Source organism: Tangfeifania sp. (assembly GCF_055108615.1).
Genome location: NZ_JBSQIC010000011.1, coordinates 44,470 through 59,126 on the forward strand (window position 1 = coordinate 44,470; position 14,657 = coordinate 59,126).

The following is a 14,657-nucleotide window of genomic DNA, read 5'->3' on the forward strand; positions in this document are numbered from 1 at the left end:
TTGGAATTTGTACTTTGCCTGTTTCAAAAAAAGGTAAATGAGGGCACCAAAAACATTTCGGCTACACATTGGAATTTTCGGAAAACGGAATGCAGGAAAATCGAGTATTCTGAACGCACTAACCCATCAGGATGTTTCCATAGTTTCTGAAGTAGCAGGCACTACAACCGATCCGGTAGAAAAGCCAATGGAACTTCTTCCGCTTGGACCGGTTTTGTTTATAGACACCGCCGGAATTGACGATGCAGGTGATTTGGGCGACAAACGTGTGACTAAAACACTGGCCGTTTTCGACCGCACCGATCTGGGGGTTATCATTACCAATTTTTCTGACTGGGGCAATTTTGAACTGCAGCTGATGGAGGAATTCAAAAAGAGGGAAATTCCCTTCATTATCGTATTCAACAAAATAGATAAATACACTGAACAACTTGATATCACTTCCGAACTGGACAACCTGAAAATCAAATATGCTTTTACTTCGGCTACCGAAGGAAATGGAATTTTAGACCTCCGGCAATTATTGCTCCAGTCGGCCCCGTCCGATTTCATCAATCGCCCGAGCATTCTGGCCGATTTGGTTGGGCCAGGCGAAGCTGCAGTTTTAGTTGTTCCCATCGACAAGGAAGCGCCCAAAGGACGTTTGATTTTACCGCAGGTCCAGAGCATCCGCGATTTGCTCGATTACGATTCGTTTTGCATGGTGGTAAAAGAACGTGAACTACGCCAGGCACTTTCAATTATGAACAAGCCGCCAAAACTGGTTGTAACAGACTCACAGGCTTTTCTGAAAGTGGCAGCCGATACACCTCCCGAAATACCTTTAACTTCTTTTTCCATTCTTTTCGCCCGCTTCCAGGGCGATTTACCCGAAATGGTGCGCGGTGCCATGGCTATCGACAACCTGAAAACAGGAGATAAAGTTTTGATTGCCGAAGCCTGTTCGCATCACCCGATTGGCGAAGACATTGGCACGGTAAAAATTCCCCGCTGGCTCACGCAATATGTTGGCGGCAAACTGCAAATAGACAATGTCCGCGGTCACGATTTCCCTTCCGATATTTCAGAATATAAACTGATTATCCATTGCGGTGCCTGCATGTGGAACCGGAGGGCAATGCTCAGCCGGATTATGAAAGCCCGTCAGGCCGGAGTGCCAATTACCAACTACGGGCTTACAATTGCCTTTTCGCTGGGAATATTTGAAAGAGCCCTTCAACCTTTTCCAGCGGCTCTTGAAACGTATAAAACACAATCGGACAATTAATTAAGAATCATTTTAAATAAATTCATAAATTAAACGAACGCAGTCAGCCCTTGTCAAAAACTTTGTACCAGAATAAAACGATATGAATAAAACAAAACATTATTGCTTTCTTATTTTTCTGTTTTACTCAATAAATCATTCTTATTCACAGGAAAATAAAACACAAAATACGAGAGATGAAGCCGTTCAGGTTTTTATTGATTGCGAACGGTGCGACATGGACCACATTCGCAGGGAAATTCCTTATGTAAATTATGTTCGCGACGTGAGGGAAGCACAGCTTTACATTCGCGAAACAAGACAGAACACAGGGAGTGGCGGCCGCGAATATTCCTATTTTTTTACCGGACAGGAGAAATTTGAAGGGATGAAAGATACGCTCATTTACATATCGGGGCCAAACGACACCGACGATGAAATCAGGGCCGGCCGCACCAACATGATGAAAATGGGATTAATGCGGTATGTCGCACGAACTCCTTCATACAAAGATGTCAATATTGAATATGATGGCGATGCCGAAATTGAAACCGTGGTTGATAAATGGAACAACTGGATTTTTGAGATTGAAACCAGCCCCAGATTTGAATCGGAAGAATCGTTTAAAGAATTCTCCCTCCGCAATTCGTTCGATGCGAGCAAAATAACAGAACAATGGAAAATCGAGGTGAAATTCGATCATCGGCTCAGCCATACAAAATACACCTATGATAATGAAACATTCAAAAAAGAAAAAACTGGAGTTGAACTGGAAAACCTGATTGTGAAAAGTCTCGGGCAACACTGGTCGGCCGGGGCCCGTGTCGATTTTCTGACCTCCAGTTTCAGCAATATCAAATTCAGAACTGGAATTTTCCCGTCACTCGAATACAACCTTTTTCCCTATTCTGAATCAACTCACCGGCAATTGCGATTTTTATACGGAATCGGAGTTTCTCTAAACCAATACAACGATACCACGATTTATATGAAAATGAAGGAAAACCTTGTCAAGCAACAATTACAGGTTGCCTATAGAGTGCAGGAGAAATGGGGCTCGGTAAACATTTCACTGGAGGGGTCCAACTACCTGCACGATTTTTCAAAAAACCGGCTTGAACTTTGGGGAGACATCGAAGTAAGGCTCATGAAAGGATTGGAACTTAGTGTTTTTGGCGGAGTTGCTCAAATTCACGACCAACTCTCTCTTGTGAGAGGTGAATTGTCGGAAGCCGATATTCTTCTCCAGTTACAGGAACTGGCCACCGCATACAGTGTTGATGGTGGAATAAGCCTTTCCTACACTTTCGGATCCATCTACAACAACATTGTAAATCCGCGGTTTGGAAACGGGAGATGGTAAATCAGCTACAGGAAAAGCAAAACTTCGCATCTTTTTTATATTTTCATCCTTAAAAAATAAAGCATCCGTCATTTTTATATTCTTCCGTTCTTCTTATTGGAAGCTGAAACAAGCTCTTGTACGAAAAACCGATTGAACCGGAAAACAAAATTGTTCCGCTGATTGGTGCTGTTCCAGGCGAGGCGGTGGTATCCGACAGCACTTCCATCAACCTTTATAAACTTGCGCATGCTGCCCTATAATACAATCTGGCTGGTTGTCAATTATTTTTTTTACCGGTTGTTTTCCTGAAGAATCCAAACAATATTATTTTCCCGAAGCTGTCTTTTTTCAAAATTTTCAGCGCTCCTTTTTCAATGGCAAACTGAAATTCCTGGTTTTTTCTGAAATCATCCGGATGAATGAGGGTGATAAAATTTTTTGCGATGCTCCATGTGAAGTTTCCCTCGTCTGCAATAAAATTTATCGGTAAATTTGTTTCATAGCTGAAATCCGCATTTTCTGAAAATTCAATCCTTAAAAAAAGCTGTTCTTCTTTTAACTGCTCTTCCTGTTTATGAATAAGTTCTTTTTCCGGCTCAGTGTAATACTCGAATAAATTCCACTGTCCCGGCAATTGCTTTGAGGGCCTGGCAAACATTTCGGAAGTTTTTAACCAGTAAACTATTTTTGAAAAAACAGCTTTAATCTTCATACATTTATTCTCAATTCTTTTTTTGACCAGCTTCCCGGTAAAAAGTTTAATAAAAACAAGCAAGTTAATTAAGAATGAAGTCAGACGAACCGCTTTGGTTTATAATTAAACATAAAGAACCCGGCACTATCCTGGTAAAAAGAAGATGCCGGGAACCATTGTTATTGTAATACTAAAAACTAACTGTGAACTAATTCTTCTTGTTAAAAACAAGTTTGTACATAGCAACCAGCGAAACAATCAATCCGCTAAAGGCTGCAATTAATGCAATTGTCATAAGTGATTCCATAATTCTAATTTTTTATGATTTTATTTGTTGATATTATTCTATTTCCATCGCTAACATTAACCAGGTAAATTCCCGGTGCTTTGTCTGAAAAGTCAACCTGCTTCTTATCAGCATAAAAAGCATCGACTCCTTTTTTTGCACACACCGTTTTTCCAGGTTGTGGGTGCATAAATCGGGTCATCAGTAATCGCGGTCGAGTGAAATTTCAAATTATCAGATGTAAGCTCTTTGTAAAATTCATTGGATGGCCTGTCAAATACCGAATTGTCAGAAAGTTGTTGTTCCAATGCATTGAACACAAAATAATCGTAAACACTCGGCAAATTATTGCTGTTATTGAAACTGCAAATGATATCAGCTTCGCCTCCGTTTTTATTTTCACCTGAAAGTTTTTCTACTAATGCAACCGGATAGTAAACATCAGGCAACAAGGCACCTTCAAATCTTAATTTTCAAGCACAATTTACTTAAAACGAATTACAGGGAAACCCTAAGAACGGGGGTAATAAAACCTGACTTTCCAGTAAAGTTTTACTGAAAAGTCCCTAAAAACAACTCTCAGAGAAAGGCATAAATGAGATGTAATTATGTATAATAAAAGTACGCTTCACTTAAAACTGAATGGACTTTACCGGGATAATATCAATAAAAATTTTCTGTTTCCTTAACATTAACGATAATCTTTTCAGGCTTTCGTTTCTTAATTTTATTTCTAATAAATTTGAAAAAAAATAAAAATGGATAATCTTGAGTTTTACAGAGCTTCATCGCTTTCAGAAACACTAATACCATATTTTGAATTTGGATTAAACGCCGGCTTTCCTTCACCTGCCCAGGATTACACCGAATTGAAAATAGACCTGAATAAAGAACTGATTAAAAACCGGGATGCTACATTTTTCGCGAAAGTAAAAGGGAAATCGATGCAGGATGCCGGCCTGAATGAAGGTGACATTTTGGTAATTGACCGAAGCCTGGAAGCCGAAAACGGCAAAATTGCGGTTTGCTTTTTAGATGGAGGGTTCACGGTTAAACGGATCAAAATCGAGAAAGGGGTTTGCTGGCTCATGCCCGAGAATCCTGAATTTGAACCGGTAAAAGTTACAAAAGACAACGATTTTATTATCTGGGGCGTGGTAACATACATCATAAAGGCGTTATGATTGCACTGGTTGACTGCAATAATTTTTACGTGAGCTGCGAAAGGGTTTTCAGGCCTGATTTAAACAATGACCCGGTGGTTATTCTCAGCAACAACGACGGGTGCATTATTTCGCGCAGTAACGAGGCCAAAGCACTGGGAATTCCCATGGGGGCGCCGGTTCATAAATGGGTAAAAAAACTGGATGTTCACCATGTTAAAATTTTTTCGAGCAATTACGCTTTATACGGCGACATGAGCCAGCGTATCATGAATATCCTTTCCGGTTTTACTCCTGAAATTGAAATCTATTCTATCGACGAGGCCTTTTTAAACCTTTCGGGAATACCCGGCAACTTAAACGAATATGCCCTGCAAATTAGAAAACGGGTAAAAAAATGGGTGGGAATTCCCGTGAGTATTGGAATTGCACCAACAAAAACACTTGCAAAGCTGGCCAACCGCATATCCAAAAAATTTCCCGAAAAACTCAACGGGGTACACACAATTGACACAGAAGAAAAAAGGATTAAAGCATTAAAATGGGCACAGGCAGGCGATTTGTGGGGAATTGGCAGCCAGTATAAAAAAAAGCTGGAAGCGTATGGAATAAAAACAGCATGGGACATCACCCAATGCAGTGAGGCATTTATGAAAACCCATTTTACGGTGGTGGGTGCCCGCATTAAAAAGGAGCTGGAAGGGATTCCATGCATTTCGATGGAAGAAATTCCTCCGGCCAAAAAAAATATTGCCACCACCAGAAGTTTCGGGGTTTTGCAAACCGAACTCGAAAAAATTAAAGAGGCCGTTTCAACATTCACAGTTAACTCAGCCTTCAAACTGAGGCAACAGAAAAGCTGCGCACAAACCATGATGGTTTTCATTCATACAAACGGGTTCCGCACCGACTACCCGCAATACAGCCGGAACATTGTAATTAAGCTGCCCGTTGCTACCAACAGTTCTTCTGAATTGGCAAAATACGCCACCAAAATGGTTGAAGCCATTTTCAAACCCGGGTTTCATTACCATAAAGCAGGTGTTATTCTTTCAGATATTATCCCTGAAAACCAGGTGCAGTTGAACATTTTTGATCCGAACATAAACCGCCCAAAACAAAAGGAATTGTTTCGCGTGGTGGACCTCATGAACGGAACAATGGGAAGGGACACGATAAGGCTGGCTGCCCAGGGAAAAGAAAGGAAATGGAAACTGAAACAGGAAAGGCTCAGCAAACGTTATACAACCAACTGGAAAGATATACTTGAAATTTAGCTGAAATATGTGCTTCTACTACAACCTGAGCAAAATGGCCCAACGCTATAAAGAACGGGCCCAAAACAACGAGGTGCTTCGAAAAATGGATCTGGTTAACGGGTTTACATTTCCTGAAATGCCGGTAATTGTGAATTCAAATATGAGCCTGATACACTGGGGGTTGATACCGTTTTGGGCGAAAGATGACGGGATAAAAAAATACACCCTGAACGCCCGGGCAGAAACCCTGTTCGAAAAACCTTCATTCAAAAACAGCATTTTCTCCAAACGCTGCATTGTGCCGGCAAGCGGTTAGTTTGAATGGGATCACACCAGGAACCAAATCCGATACATTTGCAATTTTTGTTATTGTGCTTTTGCTGGTTTTAGGTAGGAGGATAAAAAACAAAGAACCTGATGCAGAATACCACTTAAATCCAACTAAAGTTAAAGAAATTGCAGACTTTATTGAACCGTTCCGCAAAATGTGGGATAACAGGTTTAACAAATTGGAATCGGTTATGGATGGGAACCAAAGTATTGAAACTTGAAACACTAAGCAAATACGATTTTAAAAAAGGTGTTGGAATTAGGTTGCGGCACAGGGAAAAATACTGATTGGGCACATTTTTTTACTGCAAGATAAATTATTCCAGAGATTTACCGAAAAATAAAATCCGGCCATTTTTTAAAGCCGGATTTATACCATATTCTATTTTCAGAATACATATTATTTAGGGAACGAAGGTTTTGGCTGTCCTTCAGTTCTTCAGACACTTTGCATACTGCTTCTTAAATTCCCCTTGCATTCCGGTCGAGCTGTTCTTCATCCGAAAAATCGTTTTCAGCGGAGTGCCCTTTCAGCGGAACGATTTTCTCATGAATGGCATCCACAAACCACTCAGGTTGCGGGAAAAAGAAATCTTCCAACTCGTGAGCAGGTGTTATCCAGTTGCGCGAACCAACCACCACCGGCGGAGCGTCGAGGTAGTCGAATGCAAGCTCAGTAATATTCGAAGCCATGTCGCGAAGGAAGGAACCGCGGCCGGTAGCATCTCCCGAAATAACAATCCTCCCGGTCTTTTTAACCGATTCAATTACCGTTTCATAATTAAACGGTACCAACGAGCGGGCATCGATTACTTCTGCCGAAAAGTTGTACTTTTCTTCAAGAATTTTGGCAGCATCCAGTGCCCGGTATAAAGTAGCACCTATTGTCAGAATTGTCACATCGCTGCCTTCACGCTTCACATCAGGTTCGCCCAGCGGAATTTCGTAGTACCCTTCCGGTACACCGCCTTCATGAAACTGTTCGCCGATGTCGTAAATGCGCTGGCTTTCGAAGAAAACCACCGGATCGGTCCCCTGCAGGGCTGAATTCATCAAACCTTTGGCATCGTATGGAGTTGCAGGAAACACCACTTTCAATCCCGGAATATGTGCGGCCAGTGCAGTCCAGTCCTGCGAGTGCTGTGCTCCATATTTCGAACCCACTGAAACACGGATTGTAACAGGCATTTTCAGCACGTTTCCACTCATGGCCTGCCATTTGGGCAACTGGTTAAACACCTCATCGCCGGCACGGCCCAAAAAGTCGCAATACATAATTTCAGGAACCACCCGACCACCGCACATGGCATAACCGATGGCTACTCCCACTATTGCACCTTCGGAAATGGGTGAATTGAACAGGCGATGATAAGGCAATGCTTCGGTGAGCCCCCGGTACACGGCAAAAGCGCCGCCCCAGTCGCGGTTCTCTTCCCCGTAAGCAATCAGCGTGGGGTCTTTGTAAAACCGGTCGAAAATGGCTTCGAAAATACCGTCGCGCAACGCGAAAGTTTTTATCTTCGAGTACGGTTTCCCGTTTTCGTCAAACATGAACCGCTCTTTTTTGGCAATTTGCTGCACACGCGGATTTTCTTCCATCGGGTGGTTCACTTCAGGTTCGCGGTCTTCCATTTTATCCACACTGCCGTTGCTGAACATCATCTCCCCTATCAGGTTCGGATACTTTTTCATATCCATGCGCGGCGAAACCTCATCGTCGATGGCCAGCTTCATGGTATTGGTAACGAGTTCTGTCGTTTCAGCCTTAATCTTCTCCAATTCTTTTTTGGTGACAATGCCCGCATTTTCCAGTTCATTTCCAAACCACACGATTGAATCCTGTTTCTCCCAGGCTTCAATCTCTTCTTTTGTCCGGTACGTCGAAGCATCGGAGGGCGAATGCCCGCTAAAACGGTAGGTTAAAACATCAAGCAGAACCGGGCCACGCTTTTCTTCCAGCACTTTCTTTTTGCGACGATAGGCATCGATAACTGCCAGCGGATTGTAACCGTCCACCCGTTCGGCATGCATCTGGTCGGCATTGAGTCCGGCACCCACCCGGGCTGCTATGTCGTAACCCATGGTTTCGCCACAGGTTTGTCCTCCCATTCCGTACTGGTTATTCACAATGTTTATGATGAGCGGCAGGCCGCCTTTCATGTCGTCGTCCCACAACGTACGGAATTGATCCATAGTGGCGAATGAAAGCCCTTCCCACACGGGGCCGCAAGCCATTGAAGCATCGCCAATGTTAGCCACCACGATGCCTTTTTTGCGGTTCACTTTTTTAAAGAGTGCGGCACCAACCGAAATATCTCCCGAGCCGCCAACAATAGCATTGTTCGGGTAAACACCAAACGGCGTAAAAAATGCATGCATCGAGCCACCAACTCCTCTGTTGAAACCTGTTTCGCGGGCAAAAATTTCGGCCAGCGTTCCGTAAAGCATAAATTTAACGGCAAGCTCTCTGGTGGAGCCTGTATGACCTGCCTTCACCGGCGCGAGCGTTTTCCCGTTGAAATGGGTTTCCATAATTTCTTCGAGGGTTTTATCATCCAGCTTACTAATGGCTGATAATCCTTTTGCCAATATTTCGCCGTGGCTGCGGTGCGAACCAAAAATAAAATCTTCAACATCTAAATTGTAGGCCATTCCCACGGCTGCTGCTTCCTGTCCAATGGAAAGGTGAGCCGGTCCCGGGTGGTTGTAGGGAATCCCGTTGTACTCGCCGCGGGTTTTTATCAGGTTCAACATGGTTTCAAACTCGCGGATGACCACCATATCGTTATAAATACGCAGAAAATCTTCTTTCGTGAAGTTTTCTTTTTCTTCTTCAACTGTTTTGTTGTACTGATTAACCGGAATTGGTTTGAAATCGATTTGTCCAGGCTTGCGTACTTCTTCCGGATTTATGAATTGATTTTTTGGCATCTTAAATTATTTTAGTTATTCATTATTAATCATTAATAGTTCCGAGTTTCGGGTTTACAGTTCCGAGAGTTCCTTTATTTTAACTATTATGCTATTTGAATTTATTTCCTTTAAAGTCACTTGATTTTAAATGGCTCATCAAAGCCCCTGTCAATTTGCCTACTTCATCAGCTATCAAATAGGCTTCGTTAAATTCTTCTTCAGTAATATAACCGTTATCAAGGGCCCGATATAACTGAGAGCGTGATTCTCCGGCAGAACCTTTAGATATGGACAAGAACTGCGAGAACTCTTTGTTGCCTCCTCGCTCAAAACCTTCGGCAATATTGTCCATAGCTGAACCGGATGAACCTTTTATTTGACTTACCAATTTGAAATCTCTGTAAAACGGTTTCTTCAACGTAAAGCCATGAATTAATTTACAAAGTACCCTTGCTTTTTGCCAGGCTATAATATCTTCAAAACGATTAAAAGTTGCCATAACTTGAAACTTTAAATGTTAAACTTTGAACTCTGAACTCTGAACTCTGAACTCTGAACTCTGAACTCTGAACTCTGAACTCTGAACTCTGAACTTTGAACTCTGAACTCTGAACTCTGAACTCTGAACTCTGAACTCTGAACTCTGAACTCTGAACTCTGAACTCTGAACTCTGAACTATAAACTTTAAACTGAAAGGTTCTCTATCTGTGCTTTCACTTCTGCCAGAAAGCGTGTGGCTTCGCCGCCATCAAGTGCCTGATGGTCGTAGGTTAACGAAAGCCCCATCATGGGCACAAAGCCGTAAACGTCCTCTTCAATTTCCATCGGACGCGGAACAATAGTGCAAACGCCAAGAATAGCAGTCTGCGGTAAATTTATTACCGGGGTAAACATTTCCACACCATAGTTTCCGAGGTTGGAAACGGTAAAACCTGCCTCTTCGGGGCTCAGCAAATCGGGGTTGATATTTCCGCTGCGAGCCTGTGAGGCTAATTCCTGCAGTTGGCGCGAAAGGCCGGCAACAGAAAGATCGTCAGCGTTTTTTAGAGCGGGCACCATCAAGCCACGGTCAGTGTCAACGGCCAAGCCGAGGTGTACTTTTTTAAACCACTTCATTTTATCGCCGAGGTAGTGGGTGTTTACCCGTGGAAATTTTTCGAGTGCGCGGATCACCGCAAAGCAAACCAAATCGTTGATGGTTACGTTTTGTGAAATGGTTCCCTCGGCATATTCTTTTTTGAATTTTTTGCGTAGTTTCAATACCTGGCGGGCATCGGCACTCAGGTGGTGAGTAAGCTGTGCCGAATTTTGGAGCGACTGGTGCATTGCCGTCGCAATCAGTTTACGGATGTTTGGAATCGATTTGATTTCAAAATCGTTGCCCGACTGAAGCACTTCATTTTTTTGAGTTTCTGGTTTTGCAACTGGCCGGGGTTGTTTTGTTTCTGCTACGGTTGTTTTATCCGCTGCTTCCACATCACGGGCGATTATTCTTCCGCGTGGTCCGGTACCTTTCACCGAACGTACATCCACACCCATCTTCTCCGCCATGTTTTTTGCGAGTGGGGAAATACGGACACGGCGGTTTTCTGAATCCTCATCCACTTCAAATTCAGTTACTTTGGATGCCCCTTCTGCAGGCTTCTCCACTTCGGGTTCTTGGGTTTTAGTTGCACTTGCATCGCTCCCTTTGTGTGGATCAAATTCCTCCACCGGTTCACCCTCTTTACCTATAACTGCCACGTTTGTCAGCACCGGCACTTCGTCGCCTTCTTCAAAAAACGCAGCCAAAAGGACTCCATCTTCTTTGGCTTCTTCTTCAAAAGAGGCTTTATCGGTTTCGTAAGAAAAAAGTATGTCGCCCTCGCTCACCTTCTCACCAACCGATTTGTACCACTGCCCCATAATACAGGATTCAACTGATTGTCCCTGGCGAGGCATTAAAACTGGTATTGCCATATTTTATTGATTTTTAAAATTTTGTTTCACTTGTTAATATGAATTAAAAAATTAAGCATTAGAATATTTTATTGAAATACAGAAAGTTCAAAATATTTCTAATTTCACGATGTAAAAATATAATTTATAACTTGTAAATACAAGTTGTGTAATATGTTTTAAAAAATTTTTAACTTTGAGACAGAATGGAAAACATGCCGCAATACCGGAAATTGTACGAATTGCTTCGGAAAAACATCCTGAAAGGAATTTACGAAGAGGGAAGCTTATTGCCCTCTGAAAATGAACTTTGCGCAGTACACGGCATGACACGCCCCACCGTACGGCATGCACTGGACTCGCTGGTAAAAGACGGGTTAATCATAAAAAAACAGGGCAAAGGCAGTATTGTAAGAAAGCCACCACAAAACATCGGAATTTTATCGATTGCGGGCACAGCATCGGCTGTTGGGGTGCGGTACCTGAGAACAGAGATTCTGCAAAAACCGGAAATCAGGCCGTGGCCCGAAGAATTTCCATTTGAACTCTCGGAAACCGAAAAAGAGGCCGGGTGCATTTACATGGAACGCCTGCGGTATGTGGATGGTCAGCCGGTTTTTTACGACATTAACCACCTGCCAAATTTGAATTTACCCCGGCTGACAAGCCGTTCATTCGAAAATAAATCGCTGTTTGAAATGCTGCGGGAACATTACCAGGTGGAAATTTTGGGCGGAGAGCAAAAACTGAAGGCTATAATTCCCGACCGAAAAATAAAAAGACTTCTTAACTTAAGAAACCGCACACCAGTGCTCTACATCGAGCGAAAACTGGTTACCAACAAAGAGGCGTTCAACATCTATTCAACTATCTATTTCAATTCCGAAAAACACGCGATTTACGGCAGTTTTTAGTAAAAAATTAGCAAAGCTGATTTATCCGGAAATTACATAATACCCAATTTTTCTTCAGATATTTTTTCTGGCCTTTTATTTAATTCTATTTTTGCGAAGTTTTTCTTATTGAATTTCAAGCTAAAAAAACTAAAATGCAGTTTATTTTGGATCATTAAACAGCAATGGATTCCAGGAAAGTTAAATGAAAACAAACAGGTTTGGAAGAAAATACACTACATGCAGAAACAGTTAAAGAGGCGGTAAACCTGCGTGGCGAACCGGCTACATTTGCAAACGAAAAATACGGAGAACATCTACGTAATAATTTTGATATCTGGCTGGCCGGCTCGGAAAAACCAACTCCTTTGGTAATTTACATTCATGGCGGCGGATTTGTTGGCGGCGATAAATCGAAATACTTCGATTCTCCCGATTTGGTCCGTTTTCTCGATGCCGGTGTTTCGGTGGCGGTAATTAACTACCGCTTCATGACAGAAGCCCCCTACGGAATAATGGCCAGTTTTAACGATTCAAAACGGTGCCTGCAATACATACGTCACAATGCCCAAAAATACAACATCGACAAAACACGAATCGCCTGCTCGGGTGGTTCGGCAGGTGCCGGAACAGCTCTTTGGCTGGCTTTCAGCAACGACATGGCCGACCTGCATAATGCAGATCCCGTATTGCGCGAATCCACCCGCCTGACCTGCGCCGGGGCTTTTGCCACACAATCAACCTACGATATTTTTCAGTGGGAAAAAACCATTGAAGTTCCAATGGCTGAAACCCGCGAACAACTTGTGGCAATTGCTGCTGCATTTGGCCTGCAATATAAAAACGGAATGGATTTGTTCAATAACCATGTAAAACGCCGCGAACTCGATTTCCTCGCTAAAATGGATAAAAACGATCCGCCCATTTTTGTTCTCAACAAACATAAAGCCGGCATCCCTGCCAACCAGGATGATTTAAACCATCATCCGAATCATGCCAGGGTTATAAAAGAAAAAGCAGACAAGGTGGGGTTGAAGGCAATTGTTTACGCCCCTGAAATTGGAATTATGGACCCATCAGGAAAGGATCTGGTCGATTTTTTTCTTGAAAATTTTAAGCTCCAATAAAACCGGAACAACAATATTTATATATTTACATTTATGAAAGTATTAAAGTTTGGAGGAACATCGGTTGGGTCGCCCGAAAATATGCGGGCCGTGATGAAAATTATTACTGACGGGGAACAAAAAATTGTGGTTCTCTCGGCCATGTCGGGCACCACAAACTCGCTGGTTGAAATTGCCGGATACCTGAAGAAAAAAAACCGGGAGACAGCAGGGCTGCTCATCGGAAAGCTCGAATCGGGTTATAAAAAAGTTGTGAAGGAGCTTTTCGAAACAGAAGAAAACAAACAGAAAGGCCTGAAAATTATAAAGTCGTGTTTTAAAACTATACGTTCGTTTACCTCCGGGAGGTTTACACCCGTTGCCGAAAATACCATTCTCTCGAAAGGCGAAATGATTTCGACACAACTTTTCACTTTGCTGATGCAGGAAAACGGCCACAATGCCAAAATGCTTCCGGCGCTCGATTTCATGCGTATCGACGAAGAAAAAATGGCCGATTCGAAATACATTGGCGAGCATATTGAAGGGATTTTAAACGAAGTTGGTGAGGCCGACTATTACATCACCCAGGGTTACATTTGCCGGAATGCCTTCGGAGAAATTGACAACCTGCAACGTGGTGGTAGCGACTACACTGCATCTTTGATTGGAGCAGCCATCGATGCCGATGAAATTCAGATTTGGACCGATATCGACGGGTTTCACAACAACGATCCACGATTTGTGGAAAACACAAAAAAAATTGATCACTTATCCTTTTACGAAGCTGCAGAGCTGGCCTATTTCGGGGCAAAAATACTTCATCCGCAAACTGTTTTCCCGGCAAGGGTGCATGATATTCCGGTGCGGCTTAAAAACACGCTCAACCCTGCCGACCCGGGAACTTTGATTACTTCGGAAACCACAGGGAAAGGGATAAAAGCCGTAGCCGCCAAAGATGGAATTACAGCTATAAAAATCCGTTCCGACCGAATGCTGATGGCGTATGGTTTTCTGAAATCAGTATTTAAGGTTTTTGAAAAGTACAAAACACCAATCGATATGATTTCCACCTCGGAGGTGGCACTATCACTAACTATCGACAATACCGATCATTTGAAAAGAATCCACAACGACCTCGACAAACTTGGAACAGTTGAGATAGACCATAATATGGCCATTGTTTGTATTGTTGGTGATATTATTGGTGAAGAAAGAGGTTTCGCTTCAAAGGTTTTCGATGCGCTCGACGGCATTCCCATCCGGATGATTTCTTATGGCGGAAGCAGTTACAATATTTCGGTACTCGTGCCCAGTTCGCACAAGGAAAAAACACTGCAAGCCATCAATACCGGCTTGTTGAATAATGGCGACTAAATTTTAGCAATCGGGTAGATGGTCAGTGAGATAATTTACTATCTCACTGATGCACCTCCCACACCACCGTACGTACCGTTCGGTATACGGCGGTTCTTTAATTACA

General features: G+C 42.8%; 15 protein-coding genes. 9 read left to right on the plus strand and 6 right to left on the minus strand.

Annotation, left to right across the window (positions count from 1 at the left end):
* Window positions 1-37 precede the first annotated feature (37 nt).
* From hydF to ACTCNA_RS04125, 3 genes are all read left to right on the plus strand, one after another.
* A complete protein-coding gene (gene hydF / locus ACTCNA_RS04115) occupies window positions 38-1,267 on the plus strand; it encodes a [FeFe] hydrogenase H-cluster maturation GTPase HydF (protein WP_462946628.1) in 1,230 nt (409 codons plus the stop codon).
* A gap of 82 nt (window positions 1,268-1,349) precedes the next feature.
* Entirely contained in the window at window positions 1,350-2,609 is a 1,260-nt protein-coding gene (locus tag ACTCNA_RS04120; RefSeq protein WP_462946629.1) for a hypothetical protein, read from the plus strand.
* 116 nt (window positions 2,610-2,725) lie between these two features.
* The gene (locus ACTCNA_RS04125) at window positions 2,726-2,851 is read left to right on the plus strand and encodes a hypothetical protein (protein WP_462946630.1); all 126 of its coding nucleotides are present in this window, start codon (window positions 2,726-2,728) and stop codon (window positions 2,849-2,851) included.
* 17 nt (window positions 2,852-2,868) lie between these two features.
* Here the strand turns inward: ACTCNA_RS04125 and ACTCNA_RS04130 are convergent, their stop codons facing one another.
* From ACTCNA_RS04130 to ACTCNA_RS04140, 3 genes are all read right to left on the minus strand, one after another.
* Window positions 2,869-3,303: a lipocalin family protein gene (locus ACTCNA_RS04130; protein WP_462946631.1), complete on the minus strand. Its 435-nt coding sequence runs from the start codon at window positions 3,301-3,303 to the stop codon at window positions 2,869-2,871.
* Between the two features lie 293 nt (window positions 3,304-3,596).
* Window positions 3,597-3,773 carry a T9SS type A sorting domain-containing protein gene (locus ACTCNA_RS04135; protein ID WP_462946632.1) on the minus strand — a complete coding sequence of 59 codons (177 nt, stop codon included), beginning with the start codon at window positions 3,771-3,773 and terminating at the stop codon, window positions 3,597-3,599.
* Window positions 3,700-4,020, minus strand: a complete 321-nt coding sequence (locus ACTCNA_RS04140; protein WP_462946643.1) for a hypothetical protein — start codon at window positions 4,018-4,020, stop codon at window positions 3,700-3,702. Before ACTCNA_RS04140 ends, ACTCNA_RS04135 begins: the two co-directional genes overlap by 74 nt.
* Window positions 4,021-4,329: 309 nt before the next feature.
* Between ACTCNA_RS04140 and ACTCNA_RS04145 the strand changes: the two genes are divergently transcribed.
* From ACTCNA_RS04145 to ACTCNA_RS04155, 3 genes are read left to right on the plus strand one after another with little or no spacing between them, the layout of a single operon-like run.
* Entirely contained in the window at window positions 4,330-4,755 is a 426-nt protein-coding gene (locus ACTCNA_RS04145) for a LexA family protein (protein ID WP_462946633.1), read from the plus strand.
* Entirely contained in the window at window positions 4,752-6,011 is a 1,260-nt protein-coding gene (locus ACTCNA_RS04150; RefSeq protein ID WP_462946634.1) for a Y-family DNA polymerase, read from the plus strand. Before ACTCNA_RS04145 ends, ACTCNA_RS04150 begins: the two co-directional genes overlap by 4 nt.
* 7 nt (window positions 6,012-6,018) lie before the next feature.
* Window positions 6,019-6,309 carry an SOS response-associated peptidase family protein gene (locus ACTCNA_RS04155; protein ID WP_462946635.1) on the plus strand — a complete coding sequence of 97 codons (291 nt, stop codon included), beginning with the start codon at window positions 6,019-6,021 and terminating at the stop codon, window positions 6,307-6,309.
* 476 nt (window positions 6,310-6,785) lie between these two features.
* Here the strand turns inward: ACTCNA_RS04155 and ACTCNA_RS04160 are convergent, their stop codons facing one another.
* From ACTCNA_RS04160 to ACTCNA_RS04170, 3 genes are all read right to left on the minus strand, one after another.
* Window positions 6,786-9,254, minus strand: coding sequence for an alpha-ketoacid dehydrogenase subunit alpha/beta (locus tag ACTCNA_RS04160; RefSeq protein WP_462946636.1), 2,469 nt, complete (start codon window positions 9,252-9,254; stop codon window positions 6,786-6,788).
* Between the two features lie 91 nt (window positions 9,255-9,345).
* Entirely contained in the window at window positions 9,346-9,735 is a 390-nt protein-coding gene (locus tag ACTCNA_RS04165) for a four helix bundle protein (RefSeq protein WP_462946637.1), read from the minus strand.
* 186 nt (window positions 9,736-9,921) lie between these two features.
* Window positions 9,922-11,196 carry a dihydrolipoamide acetyltransferase family protein gene (locus ACTCNA_RS04170; protein WP_462946638.1) on the minus strand — a complete coding sequence of 425 codons (1,275 nt, stop codon included), beginning with the start codon at window positions 11,194-11,196 and terminating at the stop codon, window positions 9,922-9,924.
* Between the two features lie 185 nt (window positions 11,197-11,381).
* On the opposite strand from ACTCNA_RS04170, the gene ACTCNA_RS04175 reads away from it, so the two are divergent.
* The 3 genes from ACTCNA_RS04175 to ACTCNA_RS04185 all read left to right on the plus strand — a co-directional run bounded on the left by ACTCNA_RS04175 (window position 11,382) and on the right by ACTCNA_RS04185 (window position 14,551).
* On the plus strand, window positions 11,382-12,089 hold the full coding sequence (locus ACTCNA_RS04175; protein ID WP_462946639.1) for a GntR family transcriptional regulator: 708 nt from the start codon (window positions 11,382-11,384) through the stop codon (window positions 12,087-12,089).
* Between the two features lie 200 nt (window positions 12,090-12,289).
* Window positions 12,290-13,195 (plus strand): alpha/beta hydrolase fold domain-containing protein, encoded by a 906-nt coding sequence (locus ACTCNA_RS04180; protein WP_462946640.1) that lies wholly within the window; start codon window positions 12,290-12,292, stop codon window positions 13,193-13,195.
* 33 nt (window positions 13,196-13,228) lie between these two features.
* Window positions 13,229-14,551, plus strand: coding sequence for an aspartate kinase (locus tag ACTCNA_RS04185; protein WP_462946641.1), 1,323 nt, complete (start codon window positions 13,229-13,231; stop codon window positions 14,549-14,551).
* Window positions 14,552-14,657 lie beyond the last annotated feature (106 nt).